The 23,348-nt window shown below is 44.8% G+C and carries 18 protein-coding genes; 13 read left to right on the forward strand and 5 right to left on the reverse strand.

Annotated elements, in window-relative coordinates:
- From SKC35_RS09425 to SKC35_RS09445, 5 genes are all read left to right on the forward strand, one after another.
- Positions 1-1,476 carry an FG-GAP repeat domain-containing protein gene (locus SKC35_RS09425; protein WP_377979136.1) on the forward strand — a complete coding sequence of 492 codons (1,476 nt, stop codon included), beginning with the start codon at positions 1-3 and terminating at the stop codon, positions 1,474-1,476.
- Positions 1,473-3,986: a TonB-dependent receptor gene (locus SKC35_RS09430; protein WP_377979137.1), complete on the forward strand. Its 2,514-nt coding sequence runs from the start codon at positions 1,473-1,475 to the stop codon at positions 3,984-3,986. The genes SKC35_RS09425 and SKC35_RS09430 overlap by 4 nt, the downstream gene beginning before the upstream one ends.
- Positions 3,986-5,047, forward strand: a complete 1,062-nt coding sequence (locus tag SKC35_RS09435; protein ID WP_377979138.1) for a DUF4249 domain-containing protein — start codon at positions 3,986-3,988, stop codon at positions 5,045-5,047. The genes SKC35_RS09430 and SKC35_RS09435 overlap by 1 nt, the downstream gene beginning before the upstream one ends.
- Positions 5,048-5,111: 64 nt before the next feature.
- Positions 5,112-6,899, forward strand: coding sequence for an acyl-CoA dehydrogenase (locus tag SKC35_RS09440; protein ID WP_377979139.1), 1,788 nt, complete (start codon positions 5,112-5,114; stop codon positions 6,897-6,899).
- Positions 6,900-6,907: 8 nt separating this feature from the next.
- Entirely contained in the window at positions 6,908-8,851 is a 1,944-nt protein-coding gene (locus SKC35_RS09445; RefSeq protein WP_377979140.1) for a M1 family metallopeptidase, read from the forward strand.
- A 223-nt stretch (positions 8,852-9,074) separates the two neighbouring features.
- On the opposite strand, the gene SKC35_RS09450 is transcribed toward SKC35_RS09445, so the two are convergent.
- The 4 genes from SKC35_RS09450 to hemA all read right to left on the reverse strand — a co-directional run bounded on the left by SKC35_RS09450 (position 9,075) and on the right by hemA (position 12,985).
- Complete coding sequence (locus SKC35_RS09450) at positions 9,075-9,932, reverse strand: prephenate dehydrogenase (RefSeq protein WP_377979141.1); 858 nt, start codon at positions 9,930-9,932, stop codon at positions 9,075-9,077.
- Positions 9,919-11,097: a pyridoxal phosphate-dependent aminotransferase gene (locus SKC35_RS09455; RefSeq protein ID WP_377979142.1), complete on the reverse strand. Its 1,179-nt coding sequence runs from the start codon at positions 11,095-11,097 to the stop codon at positions 9,919-9,921. Before SKC35_RS09455 ends, SKC35_RS09450 begins: the two co-directional genes overlap by 14 nt.
- A gap of 150 nt (positions 11,098-11,247) precedes the next feature.
- Complete coding sequence (locus SKC35_RS09460) at positions 11,248-11,700, reverse strand: regulatory protein RecX (protein ID WP_377979143.1); 453 nt, start codon at positions 11,698-11,700, stop codon at positions 11,248-11,250.
- Between the two features lie 10 nt (positions 11,701-11,710).
- Positions 11,711-12,985 (reverse strand): glutamyl-tRNA reductase, encoded by a 1,275-nt coding sequence (gene hemA / locus SKC35_RS09465; protein WP_377979144.1) that lies wholly within the window; start codon positions 12,983-12,985, stop codon positions 11,711-11,713.
- 109 nt (positions 12,986-13,094) lie between these two features.
- Between hemA and SKC35_RS09470 the strand changes: the two genes are divergently transcribed.
- Genes SKC35_RS09470 through SKC35_RS09500 form a run of 7 tightly spaced genes read left to right on the forward strand, consistent with a single transcriptional unit; the run spans position 13,095 to position 20,263 of the window.
- Positions 13,095-13,919, forward strand: coding sequence for an SDR family oxidoreductase (locus SKC35_RS09470; RefSeq protein WP_377979145.1), 825 nt, complete (start codon positions 13,095-13,097; stop codon positions 13,917-13,919).
- Complete coding sequence (locus SKC35_RS09475; protein ID WP_377979146.1) at positions 13,919-14,875, forward strand: YheT family hydrolase; 957 nt, start codon at positions 13,919-13,921, stop codon at positions 14,873-14,875. Before SKC35_RS09470 ends, SKC35_RS09475 begins: the two co-directional genes overlap by 1 nt.
- An 11-nt stretch (positions 14,876-14,886) precedes the next feature.
- The gene (gene serA, locus SKC35_RS09480; RefSeq protein ID WP_377979147.1) at positions 14,887-16,797 is read left to right on the forward strand and encodes a phosphoglycerate dehydrogenase; all 1,911 of its coding nucleotides are present in this window, start codon (positions 14,887-14,889) and stop codon (positions 16,795-16,797) included.
- Position 16,798: 1 nt separating this feature from the next.
- A complete protein-coding gene (locus tag SKC35_RS09485; RefSeq protein ID WP_377979148.1) occupies positions 16,799-17,875 on the forward strand; it encodes an aminotransferase class V-fold PLP-dependent enzyme in 1,077 nt (358 codons plus the stop codon).
- 16 nt (positions 17,876-17,891) lie between these two features.
- Positions 17,892-18,887: a Gfo/Idh/MocA family protein gene (locus SKC35_RS09490; protein WP_377979149.1), complete on the forward strand. Its 996-nt coding sequence runs from the start codon at positions 17,892-17,894 to the stop codon at positions 18,885-18,887.
- Positions 18,880-19,527 (forward strand): GDSL-type esterase/lipase family protein, encoded by a 648-nt coding sequence (locus SKC35_RS09495; RefSeq protein WP_377979150.1) that lies wholly within the window; start codon positions 18,880-18,882, stop codon positions 19,525-19,527. Before SKC35_RS09490 ends, SKC35_RS09495 begins: the two co-directional genes overlap by 8 nt.
- Positions 19,517-20,263 carry an NUDIX hydrolase gene (locus SKC35_RS09500; RefSeq protein WP_377979151.1) on the forward strand — a complete coding sequence of 249 codons (747 nt, stop codon included), beginning with the start codon at positions 19,517-19,519 and terminating at the stop codon, positions 20,261-20,263. The genes SKC35_RS09495 and SKC35_RS09500 overlap by 11 nt, the downstream gene beginning before the upstream one ends.
- Positions 20,264-20,269: 6 nt before the next feature.
- On the opposite strand, the gene SKC35_RS09505 is transcribed toward SKC35_RS09500, so the two are convergent.
- Positions 20,270-20,986: a YebC/PmpR family DNA-binding transcriptional regulator gene (locus SKC35_RS09505; protein ID WP_377979152.1), complete on the reverse strand. Its 717-nt coding sequence runs from the start codon at positions 20,984-20,986 to the stop codon at positions 20,270-20,272.
- A 119-nt stretch (positions 20,987-21,105) separates the two neighbouring features.
- Here SKC35_RS09505 and SKC35_RS09510 point away from each other — a divergent pair, with 119 nt between their 5' ends.
- The gene (locus tag SKC35_RS09510) at positions 21,106-23,334 is read left to right on the forward strand and encodes a DUF5916 domain-containing protein (protein WP_377979153.1); all 2,229 of its coding nucleotides are present in this window, start codon (positions 21,106-21,108) and stop codon (positions 23,332-23,334) included.
- Positions 23,335-23,348: the final 14 nt, after the last annotated feature.

A 23,348-nucleotide genomic window follows, 5' to 3' on the forward strand; every position in this document is an offset into this window, starting at 1 on the left:
ATGCGCAAATTGCTGGCAATCGCCCTCTTCTCGGTACTAGCCTATGGCTTACCTAGCTGCTCGAACAAGGCCGCTGAAGGGAAAGAGCTGGCGAAAACCTATTGCGCCTCTTGCCATCTACTTCCAGATCCATCGCTGTTGCCTAAAAATGTGTGGCAATACAGCACATTACCTTACATGGGTATTATGATGGGCGTAGACAAGGAGATCGGGATGTTAGAAAAACCACTTTCTGATTATACCATTCTAGGTCCAGGTTCGCAGATGATTCCAGATGAAGACTGGGAAAAGATCAAGGCCTATTATTTAGAGGAGGCGCCCAAAACCTTGGAAATGCCGGCTTATATTCCTTTGCCTACGCAGACCCTATTCGATGCAGAACCAATTGTGGCCACCTTGCCAGGGACTTCCTTGCCGAACATGACGGCGATTCGAATCGATGCGCGTCGTCACCAAATCACGGCAGGCGATCAATCGAATCGCGTGATTTGGAAGTGGGATGCGGCGGGTAAATTACTCGAAACTAAGAAAGATCAAGATGCCTTGACAGATATTACTCTGTTAGGTTCCGAAACCTTGTATACGTTCATCGGGACCACGACACAGGCGAATCCGGATGTGAATGGATTTGTGAGTCAAGCTTCGACCGGTAAGAAATTAGTGCAAGGATTGAATCGCCCGATTGGTTTGGTGTCAGCTAACTTGGATGCGGAAGCAGGCGATGAATTGATCACGTCTGAATTCGGATTTAAGGTGGGTGGGATGAGTGTCTGGAAGCTGGATAAAGGCACGTACAAAAAACAGGTGTTAAATCCGCAAACCGGGGCGTCGAAGACGATTGTTCGAGATTTTACGGGGGATGGTCGTCTCGATATTTTGGCGCAGTTTGCGCAGGGTGATGAGCGCATTTTGCTTTATGAGAACTTAGGTGGATTGAAGTTCAAAGAAAAACAACTACTTCGTTTCCCCTCTATCTATGGATCCTCTTCATTCGATGTAGTTGACATCGATGGAGACAAGGACTTGGATATCATTTACACCGCTGGCGATAATGCCGATTTTACGACGGTTTTAAAGCCATACCACGGGATGTATGTTTTCGAAAATACGGGTGGATTTACATTCAGACAAAAAGCCTTTTTCTCTCAAAACGGCGCCACCAAAGTAATGCCCGGCGATTTTGACGGCGATGGGGATGCGGACTTGATATCGATTGCTTTATTCCCAGATGTGGCGGCTAGACCGGGCGAAGGGGCGATGTATTTTGAGAATAAAAAAGGAACCTTTGTTCCAATGACTTTACCCATACAACACTTGGGTCGCTGGTCTGTGATGGACGTGGCGGATCTGGATGGAGACGGTGATTTAGATGTGGCGTTGGGTTCCCACGCGGTGGCTAAATTCCCACAAGGAGGATTTGATCCTCAATGGAAGCAGGCAAAAGGTCTGCTCATCTTACGAAATAAAACAAAATGAAACTAAGCCTAAGGGTAATCCTATTATTGCTACTCTGTGGCCCACTGACTTTTGCCCAACGCAAAGGTTATGTCATCTTTAGTGGAAAAATTGTCGATGTAGAGAACAAAGCACCCATTGCTGGAGCTTCGGTCTTTTTCTCTGGCTCCTCTGCCGGGGGAACCTCGGATTCGCTTGGGCAGTTTACTGTCACGATTGCCGCTAGATCCTATCAAGTCATAGCGAGAAGTCTAGGCTATAAGTACAAAACCTTTCGCTTAGATCTCTCTAAAAACACCCAAACAACCATCGAATTAGAACGCTCCGAGCAATTATTAGGCGAGGTGGTCATCACAGCGGAAAAGGCAGATGCGAACGTGAACCGAGCCATGATGGGGGTGGAGAAGATGTCTTCCAAAACCTTGAAAAAACTGCCTACCTTAATGGGTGAGGCCGATGTGATTCGTAGTATTTTATTGTTGCCGGGCGTTTCCACGGTGGGGGAAGGTGCCTCTGGATTCAACGTTCGTGGCGGAAATGTGGATCAAAACCTTGTTTTACTCGATGGTGTTCCCTTATTTAACACCTCCCATTTATTCGGATTCTTCACCGGTTTTAATGCCGATATGGTCCAGGATTTGAGCTTGTACAAAGGGGGTATTCCCTCCATGTACGGCGGTCGCGCTTCATCCGTTTTAGATGTGCGCGTGAAGGAAGGCGATTTTGAAAAATGGTCATTGCAGGGTGGCGTGGGACCCATTTCATCGCGCATTTTAGTGGATGGACCTTTAGTGAAGGGAAAAACATCTTTAATCGTGGGAGCCCGCGGTTCTGTTTCGGACTTTTATCTGAAGTATTTCCCTAATCCGAGTCTAGCGAAAAGCAAGGCGGATTTCTATGATGTGAATTTTAAGTTGACACATCGATTTGGGAAGAACCAGCGCATCTCTTTATCCGGTTATGCGAGCAATGATGGATTCAAATTTGCGCAGGATACCCTGTATTCTTGGAACACGAAGGCGTTAAGCTTTAAACACAATGCCTTATTGAAGGGTGATTTGTCTCATAATTTCACAGCCTTTTACAGTGATTATACGTATGGGATTGAGGGCCAAAAAAGTGGCTTGGAATTCGTTTGGAAACCATCCATCATCCAAACCTCCGTTAAGGAAGAGTTGAGCAAGGACTTGGGTAAATATGGTCGCCTGGATGCAGGTGCAGAGTTATCTGCCTTTACGAATGATGCAGGTAGTTTCTTGCCTAATTCGTCCTCTTCTAAGGTAGACAAATTCGCGATGTCCACCGAGCATACGCGGGAGATGGCGGCCTATCTAGGCCACAGTTTACCACTTGGCAAGAAATTGAGTTTAGATTATGGTCTTCGCTATGCGTCCTATCAACTGTTAGGTCCAGGTGATTTCTACCAATATAAACTAGGGACACCTCGTGAAATCAATACGATTACGGACACGCTGAGTGCAGCTTCTAATGAGGTAGTAGCTACGTATGGTGGATTCGAACCGCGTCTTTCGTTCGCCATTAAATTGGATACGAGTTTCTCGATCAAAATCGGTTTTAACCGCATGCAGCAATTCCGCCACTTATTGTCGAACACGATGGCCGTTTCGCCCTCGGATATTTGGAAGAATTCGAATCAACAAATTCCACCCCAAATCGCAGATCAATATTCCATCGGTTTCTTCAAGAACTTCACAAATGCTTCGAACGCCGTTTTCGAAACCTCCGCAGAATTCTATTACAAGAACTTAAACAACGTGGTGGATTACGTGGATGGGGCGCAATTATACTTAAACCCGACGGTGGAGACGCAATTATTAGTGGGTAAGGGTTTAGCCTATGGGGGAGAATTTTTCTTGAAAAAGTCACGCGGCAAGCGATTGACGGGTTGGATTTCTTATACCTATGCACGGACGTTTAGAACGATTCAGGCGAATGAGAATCAGAAAGAAGCGAACTTTGGGATTCAATTCCCGGCGAACTTTGATACGCCACATACCTTTAAATTTGTGTTGAATAACCGCTGGACAAACCGCATCTCGTTCAATGCGAACTTTACGTATACGACGGGTCGCCCTATCACCTATCCGAATGGTCGGTACAAGATCTATTCGTTTAATGATCTATATGATTATGCTGTGGCGACAGGGATATTCCCGCGTCCTGGTTTGGACCAAACCTCTTACACCTATAACGGGACGAAGTACACGTATCTAACCTCGAAAGAGATCAAGGAATTATTGGATGGCTACTCCACCGCTTCTTTCACCCTGAGAAACGCGGAACGAATTCCCGATTATATCCGATTAGATGTGGGGATCACCATCGATCCTAAACCTGGTAAGCGTTGGCAAGGAAGCTGGAACTTCTCGATCTATAATTTATTAGGTCGCCAAAACGCCTACTCCGTCTATTTCCGTTCTTCGACCGGCGAAATCAACCAAGCGAAAACCTACCAATTATCTGTTTTAGGCGCCGCGATTCCATCCATCACTTATAACTTCAAATTCTAATGAGACACTTATTCTTATTTTTCTGTGCCTTGTTTCTTTTGAGTTCTTGCGAGACGGAGATCGAGGATTTTCAAACCCAAAACGTTAGCTCAGCTATCGTGGTCTACGGCGAAATTTCAAACGTAGATGGCCCTTATAACGTGCGCTTGAATTATGTGAGCGCTTATTCACCTTATGATGCGACCCAATTTTCTGGCCAGCCCATCACGGATGCGAATGTGCGCCTGGTGGATGGTAACGGAAAGGAAACGGCCTATTACGAGAAGAGTAAAGGCTATTATTTAAGTCCAGCAGGATTTAAGGGAGTGGTGGGCGAAAAATACAAGCTGCGTATTAAGCTGCTCGATGGAAAAACAATCGAATCGAATTTCCAAACGATTAACGCCGCCCCTGAACTCGCTGAATTTTCGTATGCTTTTAAGAACGCCACGAAAGTCGAGGATATGCGCTTCCCACTGACGGCGAGCATTAAGGATCCCAAGGCAACGGAAGATTTTTATTTCGTGAAGCGCCAGGACTTCCGCCAATTTTTACTAACCTGTCCTAATCCGCCACCACCACCAGCACCCGTTCCACCGTGTAATTGTAAATGCTGGCAAGCACCACAAAATACGCAACCCTATCTGTTGGATGATTTTCTGCTGAGCGGTAAGAATTTGTCTTTGGATTTAGGTCAGCTACCCTATGAAGATTTCAATGATTGGGTAGTGCAACTAGACGTGTATTCTATCTCCAAAGAAGCTCATACCTATTGGAAGCGTTTGGAAGATCAACGCAAGTTGAGTGGGGGAATTTTTGATAAAGTGCCTGCTCAAGTGATTGGTAACTTGAAATGCACGAGCGACCCAACGCAAGAGGTTTTAGGCTATTTTATGGTAGGAGGTTTAACGCAGAAAAGATTAACGGTGGATCGTTTTAATGGTATCCCTACGGAGGCGTATCAGAAACTTTTGTTCTACGTAGACTTCAATAATGTGCGCTACAAAGACATCCCACTTTGGAATTGCAAAGACGCCGCTTTCATCAAATATAACCTTGGATATTCCTTGCCTCCATTATAAATATAGTATGCTTGCATAATAGTTTTTTTCTCTGCAAATTTGTTACAACCTAAACGTAATAACCATGGCAAAAGAATACGACCGTCGCAACCTAGACTTTATTTTAAAAGAGGTTTTTGATACTGCTTCCCTGTGTAACTATCCTCGTTACGCGGATTATACACCCGATATGTTTGATATGGTATTGGATTCTGCTGATGCCATTGCCGAAAAATATTTACGCCCCATTTATGTAGATTCAGATCGCAAAGCGGCTGAATTAGTCGATGGCGTTGTGCATGTTCACCCAGGAATTGAACCGTATATGAAGGAGATGGGGGAGTCCGGAATGATCGGATGTACCTTTGATCTAGAACACGGTGGTCAGCAAGTTCCTTCCATGATCGGTGGAGCACACGAATTCATTCGCGGTGCGGCGCATAATTCAGCGGTGATGTTTACGGGTTTATCCCATGGGGCAGCTCACTTAATCGCCTCTTTTGGTTCCAAAGAATTAGCGGACACCTACGTTCCTAACATGCTTTCTGGTAAGTGGGCAGGTACGATGTGCTTAACCGAGCCACAAGCGGGAAGTTCCTTGAACGATGCGTCTACTTCTGCTAAGGATTTAGGGGATGGAACATACGCCATTAAAGGACAAAAAATATTCATTTCAGGAGGGGATAATCACTTCTCAGAAAATATCATTCACTTGGTTTTAGCTCGTTTAGAGGGCGCTCCAGCAGGTACGAAAGGAATTTCTCTTTTCGTTGTGCCTAAGAAGCGCATCGAAAATGGAACATTAGTGAATAATGAAGTTATCTCATTAGGCGTCTATCATAAGATGGGCCAAAAAGCCACACCGGCACTTCACCTCTCTTTTGGCGACAAAGGAAACTCGATCGGTTACCTGGTAGGTGAGCCGAATAGAGGATTGTCTTATATGTTCCAAATGATGAACGAAGCTCGTCTAGGTGTGGGAATGGGTGGAGCTTACATCGCTTCCGCTGCGTACCATGCTTCGAAGCAATATGCAGAGGAGCGCGCTCAGGGTCGTTTATTAACGAACAAAGATCCGAACACGCCACCTACCTTAATTAAAAACCACCCGGATGTACAGCGTATGTTGTATTTCCAAAAAGCGATCGTCGAAGGCTCGATGGGCCTATTATTCCAATGTTTTATGTGGGATGATTTAGCAAAAAGCTTAGAAGGGGAAGCAAAAAAAGAAGCCCAAATGATGCTCGACTTGATGACTACCGTAGCGAAAACTTATCCAGCAGAGATGGGGACTCAGGCGGTTAATCAAGGATTGCAAGTTTTAGGAGGCTACGGATACACAGAAGATTTCCCTTTAGAGCAAATGGCCCGCGACGTACGGATTATGTCGATCTATGAAGGAACAACCGGTATTCATGGTTTGACTTTATTAGGTCGCGGTATTCCCGCGAACAACGGAGCGGCTTTGCAGACCTTAGGAAAGTTAGTTTACGCAGACATCGCTGTGGCAAAAGGACACGAAAACCTAAGCAAATATGCGGAGATGTTAGAGAAAGAATTGGAGAATCTGACTAAAGTGACGATGCATAAATTAGGTTTCGCGATGAAAGGCGAAATCGAAGTATTCCTAGCGGATTCGACCTTGTATATGGAGTTGTTCGGCTTGATTACCGTCGCTTGGCAATGGTTAAAACAAGGTCACGTGGCTGCTGCTGCCTTAGCCAAAGGTGGATTGAGCGCAGAAGACGAAGCTTTCTACAAGGACAAGATTCACACGATGAAATTCTTCTACCACTACGAGGTACCTAAGGCTTTAGGTTTATCGAAGCGTTTGATGGACGAAGAAGTTTTAACTATTTTTGATCACAAATAAGAATGAATATGTTTAAAAAACACGTTTTTCTGGGCTTAGCGTTGTTATTATCAACAGCCGCGTTAGCTCAAAGTAAGTATTCTGCTCACGAATTGTTTCATCCGCTTTGGAACTATGGACCAGTTTCTCCTATGCGTTCTGCGGCGGGTGTTCCTGGACCAGGGTATTGGCAAAACTCGGCTGATTACAAGATTGCTGTTTCCCTAGATGATGTAGCGAACAAAATCACGGGCGATGTGGAGATTACTTACAAGAATAATTCTCCTGATAAGCTGCCGTTTTTGTGGTTGCAATTAGACCAAAATAGCTTCAACACGCAGTCGCGCGGAGGCAAGACGACACCTATTTCGGGTGGACGTTTTGGGAATTTAGCTTTTGAAGGTGGTTACAAAATTGAGAGTGTAACGATCGATGGCAAGCCCGCAAATTTCATTGTGGAAGATACGCGGATGCAGATTCGCTTAGCTTCTCCTTTGGCAGAAAAAATAGGAACGGCGAAAATCAAAATCGCTTACTCATTTACTTCACCGGAGAATGCTTCGGACAGAATGGGTATTCAGCAAACGAAAAATGGCGCGATCTACACGGTGGCGCAGTGGTTCCCCCGCGTTTGTGTATACGATGACATCGAGGGCTGGAACGTATTGCCTTATTTAGGTGCAGGCGAATTCTATTTAGAATACGGCAATTTCGAATATTCAATCAATGCACCGGCATCACACATCGTGGTGGGTTCAGGTGAATTATTGAATCCGACAGAAGTATATACGGCTGATCAGGTAAAGAAGTGGGCAGCAGCTGCGAACTCAGAAACAACAGTCGTAATTCGTTCGGCGGCTGAGGTAACAGATCCAGCTTCTCGTCCGGCGAAAGATCGCTTGACTTGGAAATTTAAGTGCAACAATGCGCGTGACGTTGCATTTGCGTCATCTAAATCATTTATCCTGGATGCATGCCGTATCAATTTACCTAGCGGCAAGAAATCAATGGCTGTGTCAGTTTATCCGATAGAATCAGACGGCAAAGAGGCTTGGGCACGTTCATCAGAATACGTGAAAGCGTCGATTGAGCATTATTCGAACTGGTTATACGAGTATTCGTATCCGGTAGCAACGAACGTCGCTGGGATGGTTTCTGGCATGGAATATCCAGGTATCATTTTCTGTGGATACAAGGATAAAACGGCTTCTTTATGGGGTGTGACGGATCACGAATTTGGCCATAACTGGTTTCCGATGATTGTAGGATCTAATGAGCGCAAATTCGCTTGGATGGATGAGGGTTTCAATACGTTTATCAATTTCTATTCGACGGATGCTTTCAATAAGGGCGAATACAAGAACCGTAAATTTGATATGCACACGATCGCTAAATCGATGTTCCGCGAAACGGCAGATCCGATTATGTCGATTCCAGATGTGATTCAAACACGTAATTTAGGCTGGGAGGCCTACAATAAGCCTGGTTTTGGCTTACGTATTTTGCGTGAAAATATTTTAGGTGCTGATCGTTTTGATTATGCCTTTAAAAATTACATCAACAAATGGGCGTTCAAACACCCTACCCCAATGGACTTCTTCCGCGCTATGGAAGATGGTGCTGGCGAGGATTTAGGTTGGTTCTGGAAAGCTTGGTTCTATGAACTTTGGAGACTGGATCAATCAGTTAAAGATGTGGATTATGTAGAGCAAGATCCTGCTAAAGGGGCTGTGATTACGATCGAAAACTTAGACAAGATGGCCATGCCAGCAGTGGTGGAAGTGGAATTGACGAGCGGAGAAAAAGAACGCTTTACGTTCCCGGTGGAGATTTGGCAGAGAGGTTCTAGCTGGACTTTCCGCACTTCAACGAAGCTACCGATTAAATCGGTGGTGATCGATCCAGATCATTCATTCCCGGATATGGATTCCAAGAATAATACGTGGAAGCCGCTGAGTGTTCGCTCACGATAAGAAATGAAAAAGGCCCTTGCGATTTGCGAGGGCTTTTTTTTATCAGTATATTTTTAGGATGTGTGGTGGATTATATTCACATTGTAGAATAACCCCACTAATCATGAAAATGCTATTCCTACAATCCCTTTGGTTCGGCGAGTTGGTCACTGCCGTGATTTATCTACTTATTTTAGTCCTAGTATTTCGGTCCGTTAGATGGCTCTATCGAAGACTTAAATAACTACCCTTTCAAGATTCTCCCGATATCATTCGCCTTTCCTAATTCTTCTTTCAGCTTTTCGTAGCTGCCAGAAAGCATTAGGCCTTTGTATTTCAACAGGGTGTTGATGTATTCGTCCAAAACGTCGAGCAAGTTCTCTTGGTTTTGGTGGAAAATTTGGCTCCAGGTTTCAGGGGAAGATTTCGCTAGACGCACGGTGGATTCGAAACCGGTGGAGGCTAGTTCGAAAATGCGGGCTTCGTTTTTTTCTTTCTCTAATACTGTGTTCGCTAGGGCGAAGGAACAGATGTGGGAGATGTGCGAAATATAGGCCGTGTGCATGTCGTGCTCGATGGATCCCATATAAATGAGGTTCATCTCTAAGCCGCTGCGGTATAAATCCTCTATCAGAGCTACGGCAGCTGGGTCGCTAAGTTCTTTGTCGCAAATGACGCCTCTTTTCCCCACGAACAAGCCTTGAACAGCTGCTTCGGGACCCGAGAACTCGGTTCCGGCCATCGGGTGAGTAGAAACGAATTGGGCTCTTTTGGGGTGGTTTTTTAAAGCCTCGAAAACCGGGGTTTTAGTAGAACCTACCTCGATGATCACTTGCCCTGGTTTTAGCGCATCCAATACGGATGGAATTAGCGCCACTAACAGGTCAACTGGAATCGCGCAAACGAAGACGCCCACTTGATCGATGGCTTCTTGCCACGTGGCGATGCGGTCGACGAGTCTTAAGGAGAGGGCCTTTTTCTGGTGTTCTGTATTCGTATCAATACCGATGATTTCTGAAGCCCAGCCACTCTTGCGAAGACCGAGTGCGATGGATCCACCAATTAATCCGATACCGATGATGCCTACTTTAGGAGATGCCATTGCTGTGGTTTTTGATGCGATCAATCGCTTGTGAGAAAACGGATTCTTGTGCGCAAAGCGAGATACGGATGTAGCCGTCGCCCTGCGTCCCAAAGATTCCGCCCGGCGTAATGAACACCGCGTTTTCGTCTAAAATTTTATCTGAAAGTGCGTAGCCGGAGTCGAATGTGGCTGGGATTTTGGCCCAAACAAACATCCCCGACTGTGCCGGGTCATACACGCAATCGAGTAAATCCAATAAGTCAAATACGAGTTTCTGGCGCGAACGGTAAATGCGATTCTGATTCTCAAACCACGCGCTTTCCGCAGAAAGAGCTTTTACTGCTGCCTGTTGCAAAGGTAAGAACATTCCAGAATCCATATTGGACTTGAACTTCAAGACCGGCGCTAGAAACTCCGCTTTCCCCAAAGCTGCCCCAATTCTCCAACCCGCCATATTGTGGGACTTCGAAAGGGAATTTAATTCGATCGCGACATCCTGCATCCCCGGAATCGACAGCATACTCATTGGCTTTTCGTTCAGGATGAAGCTATAGGGATTATCATTGACTAATAAGATCGAATGGCGAATAGCAAAGTCTCGCAACTCGGTGAAGAATTCCACCGTTGCTTGCGCTCCTGTAGGCATGTGTGGGTAGTTGACCCACATGATTTTGACTTTGGAAAGATCACGCTTTTCTAACGCCTTTAAATCAGGCAACCAACCCGTGGAGGCTGATAATTCATAGCTTTCTACCGTCGCACCGGCTAAAGAGCAAGCCGCCGAATAAGTAGGGTAGCCCGGATTAGGGATCAAGGTCACGTCGCCTTTCTCTAAATAGGCCATCGAGATGTGCATGATACCTTCTTTGGAGCCGATCAAGGGCAGAATCTCAGAAGCGGGATTAACCGTAACGCCATAATGTTTAGCGTAAAATGAGGCGAAAGCCTCGCGCAAAGCGGGAATACCTTGGTAACCTTGGTAGGCATGGTTGGCTGGATTTGCCGCGCTTTCTGTCAATGCCGCGATGGTCTCAGACGATGGGGCTAAATCAGGGGATCCGATACCTAAGTTAATAATAGGTACGCCGGATTCCTTTAAAGCCGCAATCTGCTTCAATTTCTTAGAGAAATAGTATTCCTCCACGCTGTTTAAGCGGCTCGCCGCTGTGATGTGTAAGCTCATAAAACAAAAAACCGACGTAAAGTCGGCTGATATAATTGACAAAAAACTATATAACCGATTAGGCAGCGTTGTAATAACCTGCGTAATAATAACCTGTTAAATAGTTGATTGCGTGTGAATTCATATGCCAAAGGTAGGAAAAATTTGCTTTTATGCAAATAGAGGCTTCAATAGCTCGCGAACGAGGGAGGATTCGTATCCTTTAGAGAGACCAAAGTTATAGCACTTCTGGTAGCGCTGTGGCGAAGTCCCCGTTTTAATCTCTTCTCTTTTCTTCTGTAAAATTGCGCGCGCTTTCTCGATGTAATCCGCATCATCGATGCCATCCCAAGCTGAGGCTAATAAAGAGGCTGAAATGCCGCGCTTGCGTAATTCGTAATTGATTTTCGTGCGTCCCCAGCTTTTCTGATTGAACTTCGAGCGGACGAAGATTTCGACAAAACGCGCTTCGTTCAGGTAGTTGTTTTCTCGGAGCCAGTTTAAATACTCAGCATATTCAGTCGGAGAAACCTCAAAAGTCTTCATCTTCTGCTCCAGTTCTTGGACGCATCTTTCCTGGTAGGCGCAATAGCGGGCCAGCTTTTGGAGAATCTCGCTATTCATAAAGGCAGATTTAAGAATCGATTTCTTCGAAACTTTCTAGGTTGAACAGATCGTTCAGAACGTCCACCATTTTATCCGAATCGCCACGCTTGCAAGCGGCTTTTAAGTGGATGATGGGTTGTTTGATGATTTTTTGGACTAAACCAGCCGTAATTTTCTCCAGCTTTTCGGTCTCTTCTTTCGTCAAACCTTTCATGTGGCGGTTCATTTCCTCCTTGCGGATTTGCTCCAGCGCATTTTTCAATTTGTGGATGGTAGGCGAAACCTCCATCTCTTTAGACCAATCATTAAAGCTCACAATACTCTCTTCGATGATGGTACGCACATCCGGAATAGAGGCTAAACGAGTGGCCAAAGCCTCATCCGCACGCTCCTTCAAGGTGTCGATGTTGTATAAAAGTACCCCATTAATCTTCTCGATGCCATCTTCGATGCTGCGAGGCACAGAAAGGTCGATGAAGTATTTAAAGGATAATAATTGCAATTTCTTAATCTCTGCCTGCGTGATAATCGGGCTATCTGTACGAACAGACGAGATAATGATGTCAGCTGCCGCGATTTCTTTCCACAAGTCAGCGATAGGAGCGACTCTGAAAAGTTCCTTTCCAGCGGCAATCTTCTCGGCTTTCTCGATCGTGCGGTTCATAATAGTGAACTCCGCAAAATCCTTTTCTTCCATGTTCTTGCACACATCTAACCCGATTTCGCCTAATCCTAGGATTAAGACTTTCGGGTGAGGAAGTGCTTGAGAAAGTTCTTCTGCTAAGGCTACGGTGGCATAGGAAACCGAGGCTGCTCCATCGCGGAACGACGTTTCTTGCGCTACACGCTTGTTAGAATAGAAGATGGTATGCATCAAACGGTGCAAATATGGACCCGCCATATTTAAATCGGCCGCTTGTTGGTACGCTTTTTTGATCTGGTTCGGGATTTGTAAATCCCCCACTACTTTCGACTGCAAGCCGGTCGCTACTTCGAATAAATGGCGCAGAGAATCCTCTGTTTCGTCCATTTGCTTGAAATAGCCTAGGTATTCCGCGTTGTTCGTTAAGCCTTTTTCGATTAAGAAAGCTTTGATTAAGTCGGTCGAGATGTCGCGATCAGACGTATAATAGAACTCCGTGCGGTTGCAGGTAGAGACAATCAATAATTCATTTAGGCCAAAAAGATCCTTGCACTTCACATAAAATCCTTTGCTCTCGTCCTCGTTCAACGCTAACATCTCGCGAATGGCGAGTGGCGCAGTACGGTGTGAAAGGCTGACGGATTTAAAAGGTAAAATCATTTCTGTCTTAAGCGTGATTATTAATTCACAAAAGTACAATGCAAAAGTTTAAAATGTATCTGTCTTTGAAAGAAAATCGTAATTTAGAAGAAGAAAAAATAGGAAAAAGATGCACTTCAAAAATAAGACCGTTTTTATCACGGGAGGATCTCGTGGAATTGGATTAGAGATTGCGAAAAAATTAGCTTCAGAGGGCGCAAACATTGTTATTGCGGCTAAAACTTCCGAACCACATCCTAAATTACCAGGTACGATTCACACGGCGGCGGCTGAAATTGAGGCGGCTGGCGGAAAGGCTTTGGCCTGTATGGTAGACATTCGTGACGAAAATCAGGTTTTAGCAGCGGTAAAATTAGCTGTTGAGACCTTTGGAGGTATTGATATCCTGATCAACAACGCGTCGGCGATTCAGCTCACTGGTACATTGAGTACCGAGATGAAGAAATACGACTTGATGAATCAGGTCAACACGCGCGGAACGTATCTGTGTGCTCAGGCTTGTTTGCCTTATTTGTTGAAATCAGAAAACCCCCAGGTACTAACGCTTTCACCTCCTTTAAATGTGGAGTCGCGCTGGTTTGAGAACCATGTGGCGTATTCGATTGCCAAATTTGGGATGTCGCTATGTACCCTCGGAATGGCGTCTGAATTTAAGGGGAAGGTGGCTTTTAATTCGCTTTGGCCTAAAACCATTATTGCGACTGCTGCCATCGAATTCGCGGTGGGGAATGCGTCGATGATGCAATTAGGACGCAAGGCAACTATTATGGCGGATGCGGCCGCGGCTATTTTGCAGAAGGATGCGAAGACGGTGAGTGGGAATTTCTACATCGACGAAGACGTGTTACGTGCAGAAGGGGTGACGGATTTCACGGAATATCGTGTCAATCCGAATACGCCAGAAAATCAATTGTTACCCGACTTTTTCATTTAATGGTAGAAAATTATACCCCGCCACTTTGGTTACCGGACGGGCATACACAAAGTATTTATCCCTCGGTTTTTCGAAAAGTGACTCTTTTCGAAACGCCACGTCGCGAACGGGTGACGACTCCGGATCAGGATTTCTTAGATATCGATTGGTACGGAGGAGAGCTATCCGAGCGTCCCTTATTGATTGTGTCCCACGGTTTGGAGGGATCAAGCGATCGTCAATATGTGACGGGATTAATTCACAAGATGAAAGGGATGAACGCGTTGGCTTGGAATTACCGTAGCTGTTCAGGAGAGCCCAATAAGAATCTGCGGTTTTACCACAGTGGGGCTACAGATGATTTGGACTTCATTATTAAGTTAGCGATTGAACGCGGGGCGAAAGATATCTATCTCGCAGGATTTAGTTTAGGGGGTAACTTAACCTTAAAATGGTTAGGCGAACAAGGCAAAAATCCTCCCGAAATGATTCGAAAAGCTGTCGCATTTTCCGTACCTTTACACCTTTCATCGAGTAGCAAGCAATTAGCTAAGCGGGAAAACAGACTCTACACTCATCGATTTCTACAAACTCTCATTAAAAAAGTCAAGGAAAAGTCCGCGCGCTATCCTCAGGATATTACCGTGGAGATGATTGATTCGATTAAGAGTTTAGTGGATTTTGACGATGTGATCACAGGGCCTTTACACGGGTTTAAAGACGGGGAAGACTATTACGAAAAGAGTAGCTCCTTGTATTTTTTGGATCAGATTAACGTACCCACTTTAATCGTGAATGCAAAAAATGACCCTTTTTTATCGGCGGAATGCATTCCGGAATCTTTTGTGAAGACCTTGGACTTTGTCCAATTAGACGCACAGGAAAAAGGAGGGCATTGTGGTTTTTATCCGAAGAATTACCAGGGTTATACTTGGTCGGAAAATCGCGCCGAAACTTGGTTTAAGAAAAGCGTTTAGAAAATAATAACATGCCTACAGCTCAAGCAGAACCTTTAAAAATTGTCATTGATTTCGATAGCACATTCACGAAAGTGGAAGGGCTCGATGAATTAGCGAGAATCGCGCTTCAGGGAAATCCGAAGCAGGCGGAGATCGTGGGAAAGATCAAGGATATCACCGACCAAGGAATGGTAGGGGCCTATTCTTTCGCCGATTCCTTACGCGATCGCGTGGCTTTATTGCCGGCGAATCGTTCGCACGTGGATCAATTGATCGTCTTTTTAAAGGGTAAAATCTCGGAGTCATTTAAGCGCAACAAGGATTTTCTAGAAGAAAATGCGGCTCAAATCTTAATCGTTTCCTCTGGATTCAAGGACTTTATCGTTCCCGTAGTGAATGAGATGGGCATCCCAGCGGAGAACGTGTACGCGAATACATTCACGTATGATGCGGAAGGAACTATCACCGGTTACGATGCGGACAATTTATTGTCTCAGGATAAAGGTAAAGTGCGCTTATTGCAATCATTGCAATTAGAAGGCGAGGTTTACGTGATCGGTGATGGTATCACGGATTACGAATTACGCGAGTCTGGTTTAGCAAATAAGTTCTTTGCGTTCACGGAGAACGTGTCGCGCAAGGCGGTGACGGACAAAGCGGATTACGTAGTTCCGTCATTAGATGAGTTCTTGTACATCAACGGTTTAAGCCGCGCACAATCGTATCCTAAATCGCGTATCAAAGTTCTTTTATTAGAAAACGTGCATCCAGGTGCGGTGAATGCATTCAAGAAAGAAGGTTTCCAAGTGGAGCTTTTGAAAGGGGCTTTGGATGAGGATGAATTGATCGAGAAGATCAAGGATGTGTCCATCATCGGTTTGCGTTCGAAGACGAATTTGACGAAGAAAGTATTGGAACACCCGAATGCCTCTCGTTTGATGTGTGTGGGCGCTTTCTGTATAGGTACAAACCAAATCGATTTAGTGGAATGTGAGAAGCGCGGAATCGCGGTGTTTAATGCGCCGTACTCGAATACGCGTTCGGTAGTAGAATTGTCGATTGGTTTAATGGTGATGTTGACGCGTAATATCTTCGAGAAATCGACGAAAATGCACGCGGGTGTTTGGGATAAATCAGCTACGAATTCGTACGAGATTAGAGGTAAGAAAATTGGTTTAGTAGGATATGGAAGTATCGGTACGCAGATTTCCGTGATTGCGGAGGCGCTGGGTATGGAGGTGTATTTCTATGACTCGGTCGATAAATTAGCTTTAGGTAATGCCAAAAAATGCAGCAGCCTGAAAGAGTTATTATCGCAAGTGGATTTTGTGAGTTTGCACGTGGATGGTCGTAAGTCGAATACGAACATCATCGGCAAGGAGCAATTCTCTTGGATGAAAGACAATGTCATCTTCTTGAACTTATCGCGTGGTCACGTGGTCGAAATACCGGCTTTAGTGGAGGCGATCAAGTCTGGTAAAGTGTGGGGTGCGGCGATTGACGTATTCCCGTATGAGCCGAAGACGAATGACGAAGAATTTTTGAACGAATTGCGTGGATTGCCTAACGTGATTTTGACGCCGCATATCGGTGGAAGCACAGAGGAAGCGCAGCAAAATATTGGCGAATTCGTGCCAGCGAAGTTGTTGCAATTTATGAACAACGGTAGCACGTATGGTTCGGTGAACTTCCCAGAATTGCAATTGCCGCCGTTAGAGGATGCGCACCGTTTGTTGCATATTCACCACAATGTGCCGGGGATTTTGGCCCAAATCAACCAAATCTTCGCCAAATACCACGTAAATATCATCGGTCAATACTTAAAGACCACAGAGAATACGGGTTATGTGATTACGGATGTGGCCAAAGAATACTCGGATGAAATCGTGAGCGAATTGAAGCTTATCGATAACACCATTAAGTTTAGAATGTTATATTAATATGAGCACCTTTTTTACCCCCGGCCCTGCGGCCTTGTTTCCTACGGTTCAGTCCCATTATATGGAGGCTTTTCGATTAAACCTCGGTTCGATTTCCCATCGTTCCGCGGCTTTCCGTAAGATCTACCAGCACGCAGACGAGCAATTGCGCGAGTTATTCGCCTTGCCTAAGAGCCACGCGGTCCTATTTACCGGATCTGCGACGGAGGTATGGGAGCGTATCATCATGAATACAGTGGAACACGAGAGTTTTCACTTAGTGAATGGCTCGTTCTCGAAGAAGTTTTTCGATTTTTCTAAAGACCTACACAAGTATGCGAATTCGATGCACAAGCCATTTGGCGAGGGTTTTGATGCCGCGGAAGTGGAAGTACCGGAATACGCGGAATTAATTTGCTGCACGGCGAACGAAACCAGCTCAGGTGTTCAGATGAAGGCTTCAGAGATTCACAAGATCAAGAAAGCTAATAAAGATAAGTTTGTGGCGGTGGATATGGTTTCCTCTGCGCCTTACCCTAACCTTGATTTTAGTTTAGTAGACTCAGCCTTTTTTAGTGTTCAAAAATCATTCGGAATGCCCGCCGGTCTAGGTGTTTGGTTTGCGAATGAGGCGATGCTAGAGAAGTCGGAACGAATGAAGAAGCACGAAGGAATTGTGGGGACGTATCACTCGTTGCCAAGCCTTTGGGAAAATTACAAGAATTTCGAAACGCCAGAAACACCTAACGTGATGGCGATTTATGTGTTAGGAAAAGTGGCGGAGGATTTTAACCGAATCGGCGTGGAGAATATCCGCAAGGAGACGGATAAAAAAGCCAAGGCTTTGTATGATTTTGCGAAGAAATCGGATAACTTCGAAATATTCGTGGAGAATGAAAATCACCGTTCAGCGACCGTTGTGGTGTTAAACTGCAAGGAGGGATCGTCTAAAGTGATCAATACGATTAAAGAGAGAAGCGATATGATTATTGGGGCTGGATACGGTAAGTTGAAAGAAACCCAAATCCGCATCGCGAATTTCCCAGCAGTAAATATGGACCAAGTTCAGGCTTTAATAACTGAATTAGGTTCACTTTAATAACAAACCTAGGACTATGAAAAATGGAACACCCATTCGGTGGGGTATATTGGCGTGCGGCGGTATAGCCCGCAAATTTGCAGACGATTTAGCCTTCGTTAAAGATGGTTATTTAGCGGCTGTTTCCTCTAGAGATATTTCCCGTGCAGAAGAGTTTGCGTCCCATTATGGGCCCGATGTAAAATGCTTTGGTTCGTATGAAGCGATGCTTGCAAGCGGCGAAATCGATGTGGTGTACATCGCCTCTCCGCACGGATTGCACCATGAGCATACGTTATTGTGTTTGAATGCGGGACTTCCTGTCTTATGTGAAAAAGCCTTTGCCATCAATTCGAAGCAGGTGGCAGAAATGATTCAGACCGCGCGTGACAAGAAGATCTTCTTAATGGAGGCTTTATGGACACGTTTCCACCCTTCTATCGTGAAATTGCAAGAGATTCTAGCTTCGGGTGTGATCGGAGATATCGTTCACCTGGCAGCAGACTTTGGCTTTCACGCACCCTACGATGCGGAAGCGCGTTGGTTTAACCCAGCGTTAACCGGCGGATCCTTATTAGACATCGGTATTTATCCTTTATTTATCTCCAAATTCGTGTTAGGAGAGCCTTTAGAAATGAAGGCGACTGGCGTCATGGCGCCTACCGGAGTGGATATGAATACGTCCATCGCGTTGAAATATAGTTCAGGAGCGACGGCGACTTTGTTCTCTACTTTTGCCACGAAGACGGATACGACTTGTGAAATTCACGGTACGAAAGGTAAGATCCATATGCACTCGCGTTTCCACGAGACGAAGGGAATCACGGTAACGATTCATGAAACAGAGCAAGAAACGTTCTATGAAACGGAGCGTTTAGGCTGGGGTTATAGCTACGAAGCGGAGGCAGTGCAAGCGGATTTACGTGCGGGTCGCACAGAAAATGCCTTGATGACGCACGCTTTCAGTACAGAATTAATGGCTTTATTAGATGAAATTCGTTCTCAAATCGGTTTAAAATATCCTAATGAATAAGATCCTCCTCTTCCTATTATTATCGTTTGGCGTATTCGCCCAAAATCGTTTTGAAAAAGAAATTGTGGCCTACGAAAAGCAAGATTCTATTGCTTTGCCAGCGAAAGGAATGAAGTTGTTCATCGGCTCTTCGAGTTTCCGTCTGTGGAAAAGCTTCGATGCGGATACGAAAGGAATGAATGCCTTTAACCGCGGTTTCGGTGGTAGCACATTGAAAGATGCCTTGTATTACTTCGATCGCATGGTCGTGAAATACCAGCCTTCTTGGGTGTTTATGTACGAGGGGGATAATGATTTAACTTCAGGTACAAGTCCGGAAGAGATCGCCTCGCAATTCGAAGAGTTTTCTGCCCGTTTAGCGAAGCAGGTTCCCGGGGCAAAACTTGTTTTCGTATCAGCTCGTCCTAGTATAGCTCGGGAGGCGATGAAAGCCAAACAACAAGACTTGAATCAACGCATCGCGGCGATTGCAGCCAAGAAAAAAGGGCATTATGTAATCGACATGCACTCGCCTTTCTATAACGCGGACGGCACTTTGATGCAAGATATTTTCGTGGCTGACAAATTGCACCTGAATGAAAAGGGCTACGTCATCTTCGCAAAGCAAATACAAAACTTCGTACAACAGCATGCCAAATAAAGATGTTCTAAAGGGCGACTGGTTGCCGAATATTTCGGTAGACTGTGTTATTTTCGGATTTCAAGAGAATCAATTAAAGGTGCTTTTATTGAAATTCAGAAATAGCGAAGTTTGGTCGTTGCCGGGTGGATTTATTGGGAAAGAAGAAGATGCAGATGAGGCCGCGAAACGGATTTTGTGGCAGCGTACGGGTTTGGAAAATATTTATTTGCAGCAATTTCACACGTTTGGTGATCTGAAAAGAAACATCGGTGCTATTGAAAAGCACGAAGAGATTAACCTCGCGATGGGTCGTTCAATGGAAGACCTGAAATGGTTGTCACATCGCTATATTACACTAGGTTATTATGCCTTAGTGGAATATTCGAAAGTCAAGGTGACCTTGAATGATGTGTCGGATGACTCAGCCTGGATGGATGTGGATCAGATTCCTTCTTTATTTTTAGATCACAATGTGATTGTTAAGACAGGATTAGCGCATTTGCGTAGCTCGATTGATACGAAATTAGCGGCGTTTAATCTGTTGCCAGAGACGTTTACGATGTCTGAATTGCAACAAGTCTATGAGACGATTTTAGGGAAGGAATTAGTGCGCACAAATTTTCAGCGTAAGATGTTAAGCTTGGATATTCTAGAGCGCATTGAAAAGAAATATACGGGAGGTGCACACAAGGCGCCTTATTTGTATCGTTTGGACAAGAAAAAAGCGGAGGCTTTTTTGACCTCCGCTTCTTAATATAAATTAACCCATATTGTGGTAGACGTTTTGCACATCGTCGTCTTCTTCTAGACGCTCGATGAGTTTTTCCACGTCAGCTGCTTGCTCTTCCGTTAATTCTTTGGTCTCATCTGGGATACGTTCGAAATCCGCGCCCATTAATTCAAAGCCTTTTTCTTCTAAGAATTTTTGAATTCCGCCAAAAGCCGTGAACTCCCCGTAGATATTAATCTGGTTCGTTTCCTCATCTAAGAAAACCTCATCACCCCCTAAGTCGATTAATTCGAATTCCAATTCTTCTAAATCGATTTCTGGTTTAGCCGCGATTTTGAATACGGATTTGCGGGCGAAGATAAAATCTAGCATCCCTGTTGTTCCTAAGCTACCGCCACATTTTGTAAAGGAAGAACGGATATTTGCGACGGTACGGTTGATATTATCAGTCGTTGTTTCTACTAAGATGGCGATGCCGTGTTGTGCGTATCCTTCGTATACGATCTCTTTGTAATCCTCTTGGTCTTTCGAAGTCGCGCGTTTGATCGCACGTTCTACGTTTTCCTTGGGCATATTCACTGCCTTCGCATTTTGGATGATCGCACGCAAGCGGGAATTAGACGAAGGATCGCCACCACCTGCTTTCACTGCAATCACAATATCTTTACCGATTTTGGTAAAGGTTTTGGCCATTTGACCCCAACGTTTGAATTTTCTCGCTTTTCTAAATTCGAAGGCTCTTCCCATAGTTCATTGTTTTGAAATGCAAAAATAAAACAAGCTGATGGAATTCCGCTATCCCACCTAAAAAAAATCCCCCCACAGTACCGCCTTCTTCGCTCAGGAATTTTGGCTAAATTGCAGGAATGAAAAAATACGTCTGGCTCTTTTTTGTCCTATTTACCACATCGCTCTTCGCCCAAAAGAAGAACGAAAACTTCCAAATGCACATCAAAAAAAATACGGGAGCTATTAAAATAGACGGAGTATTAGACGAGAATGCCTGGTTTCAATCCGCGGCGGTCAGTGATTTTATGATGTGTAATCCTTTCGATTCCCTGTGCGCGCAGGTGCGGACGGATGTGAAGATGACCTATGACGATAAATATATCTATATTTCCGCGGAATGCTTCTTGAAAGAGCCAGGTGCTTTTGTGGTAGAGTCGATGAAGCGCGATTTTGGCTTTGGGGTGAATGATAATTTTTTAGTCTTCATCGATACATTTGAAGATAAGACGACGGGTTTTGCCTTTGGGGCGAATGCAGCCGGTGCTCAGTGGGATGGCCAAATGTCCGAAGGATCGAAGGTAAACCTGAACTGGGATAATAAATGGGAATCAGCGACGACTTATAAGCGAGATTCTTGGATTTTCGAGGCGGCGATTCCATTTAAGTCGATTCGTTATAAGGGTAACGTAAGTCGCTGGGGGATTAATTTTTCTCGTTATGATCTAAAGGCCAAAGAAAAATCCGCCTGGGCTCCTGTCCCTCGGCAATTTCCTACGGCTTCCTTAGCCTATGCTGGGGTATTGGTTTGGGACACACCTCCACCTACCCCTAAAAAGAACATCTCCCTGATTCCCTATGTCTTATCAGGGGTAACAGCAAATTACGAAACAAAAGATCCCACGTCGATGCGCAACCAAATAGGGGGCGATATCAAGGTGGCGATTAATTCCGGATTGAACTTGGACATGACCTTGAATCCGGATTTCTCGCAGGTGGATGTGGATAGGCAACAGACGAATCTGGATCGTTTTGAATTATTTTATCCGGAGAAACGGCAGTTTTTTATTGAGAACTCGGATCTTTTTGATGGTTTTGGAACAGATAATATTCGCCCTTTCTTTTCGCGCAGAATCGGTTTAGCCTTGAATTCGAAGACGGGAATTTACGAGCAAACGCCCATCACTTATGGCGCTCGTTTAAGTGGAAAGTTAAATCAGGATTGGCGTATTGGGGCTTTGAATGTGCAGTCAGAAAGAATTGATGCGAAAGGGGTGCCTACCCAAAACTATTCAATGGTGGCTTTGCAACGCAAGGTATTTGCGCGCTCAAACTTTGGAGCCTATATGGTGAATAAACAATCGTTTATTGATACCGATTTGCAGCGGTCGAATGGTTTTCAGCCCTTTAACCGTGATGTAGGAGTAGAATATAATTTAGCCTCAGCGGACAATTTTTGGACGGGTTCGGTCTTTTATGCGAATACGATCAGTCCTCTGCAGAAGGATCAGAGTTTTTCCCAAGCGGCCTCTTTGGCCTATAAAGACAACGACTGGACATTTTCAGTGAAGGAATCCTGGGTAGGTGAAAATTACAACCCAGAAACGGGCTATGTTCCGCGAGTAAACTATGTACAAACACAGCTAGATGCTGCGAAGAATTTTTACCCAAAAAATAAGTCTACGAACGTGTTTTATACAACGCTTTCAGCGATGACCATGAGCTATTGGAATAACCAAGGCACCTTTACAGATAATACCTCGTATGTGGCTTATGAAGGAACGATGAAGGATCGCTCTACTTTTGGGAGTTATTTATCGTATGATTATGTGAAATTATTATATGATTTCGATGCCACCAGAATGGGGAATACGGCCTTGAAAAAAGGTACGGAACATAGCTGGTATGCGTTAAATGCGCGTTATAGTTCTTCTCCGATTAAGTTGTTTACGTATACTTTATCGTCCCGTTTTGGGGGGTATTATGGCCAAGGATGGCGCACGGGAATTACAGCGGATATTGGGTATCGCTTCCAGCCCTATGGTAGTTTCTCAGTGGCTGTTGATTATAATGACATTGTGGATGTGGCCATTCCAGGTACGGATGTGGTGTCAGCGAAGAAAGTTTCCTCTAATTTCTGGATCATTCGCCCTAAAATCGACATTACGTTCTCGAATAAATTGTTCTTCGCCACCTTCTTTCAGCTGAATCAGCAGACGAAAAATATCAATCTAAATGCGCGTTTACAATGGCGTTACAAACCCGCCTCGGATTTGTTCTTAGTCTACACGGACAATTATTTTCCGGAAATTATGCAAATTCGCAACCGTGCTTTGGTGTTGAAATTGAATTATTGGCTTAATTTGTAATCAAAATAAAAAAC

The organism is Aquirufa originis (assembly GCF_042714495.1).
Taxonomy (GTDB): domain Bacteria; phylum Bacteroidota; class Bacteroidia; order Cytophagales; family Spirosomataceae; genus Aquirufa; species Aquirufa originis.

Bases quoted from the DNA above. Each gene is read 5' to 3' on its own strand.
- SKC35_RS09435 (WP_377979138.1), top strand. From the start codon at position 3,986: ATGAGACACTTATTCTTATTTTTCTGTGCCTTGTTTCTTTTGAGTTCT.
- SKC35_RS09495 (WP_377979150.1), top strand. From the start codon at position 18,880: ATGAATAAGATCCTCCTCTTCCTATTATTATCGTTTGGCGTATTCGCC.
- SKC35_RS09470 (WP_377979145.1), top strand. From the start codon at position 13,095: ATGCACTTCAAAAATAAGACCGTTTTTATCACGGGAGGATCTCGTGGA.
- SKC35_RS09505 (WP_377979152.1), bottom strand. From the start codon at position 20,986: ATGGGAAGAGCCTTCGAATTTAGAAAAGCGAGAAAATTCAAACGTTGG.
- SKC35_RS09460 (WP_377979143.1), bottom strand. From the start codon at position 11,700: ATGAATAGCGAGATTCTCCAAAAGCTGGCCCGCTATTGCGCCTACCAG.
- SKC35_RS09450 (WP_377979141.1), bottom strand. From the start codon at position 9,932: ATGGCATCTCCTAAAGTAGGCATCATCGGTATCGGATTAATTGGTGGA.
- SKC35_RS09500 (WP_377979151.1), top strand. From the start codon at position 19,517: ATGCCAAATAAAGATGTTCTAAAGGGCGACTGGTTGCCGAATATTTCG.
- hemA (WP_377979144.1), bottom strand. From the start codon at position 12,985: ATGATTTTACCTTTTAAATCCGTCAGCCTTTCACACCGTACTGCGCCA.
- SKC35_RS09485 (WP_377979148.1), top strand. From the start codon at position 16,799: ATGAGCACCTTTTTTACCCCCGGCCCTGCGGCCTTGTTTCCTACGGTT.
- SKC35_RS09510 (WP_377979153.1), top strand. From the start codon at position 21,106: ATGAAAAAATACGTCTGGCTCTTTTTTGTCCTATTTACCACATCGCTC.
- SKC35_RS09490 (WP_377979149.1), top strand. From the start codon at position 17,892: ATGAAAAATGGAACACCCATTCGGTGGGGTATATTGGCGTGCGGCGGT.
- SKC35_RS09430 (WP_377979137.1), top strand. From the start codon at position 1,473: ATGAAACTAAGCCTAAGGGTAATCCTATTATTGCTACTCTGTGGCCCA.
- SKC35_RS09425 (WP_377979136.1), top strand. From the start codon at position 1: ATGCGCAAATTGCTGGCAATCGCCCTCTTCTCGGTACTAGCCTATGGC.
- SKC35_RS09475 (WP_377979146.1), top strand. From the start codon at position 13,919: ATGGTAGAAAATTATACCCCGCCACTTTGGTTACCGGACGGGCATACA.
- SKC35_RS09455 (WP_377979142.1), bottom strand. From the start codon at position 11,097: ATGAGCTTACACATCACAGCGGCGAGCCGCTTAAACAGCGTGGAGGAA.
- SKC35_RS09440 (WP_377979139.1), top strand. From the start codon at position 5,112: ATGGCAAAAGAATACGACCGTCGCAACCTAGACTTTATTTTAAAAGAG.
- serA (WP_377979147.1), top strand. From the start codon at position 14,887: ATGCCTACAGCTCAAGCAGAACCTTTAAAAATTGTCATTGATTTCGAT.
- SKC35_RS09445 (WP_377979140.1), top strand. From the start codon at position 6,908: ATGTTTAAAAAACACGTTTTTCTGGGCTTAGCGTTGTTATTATCAACA.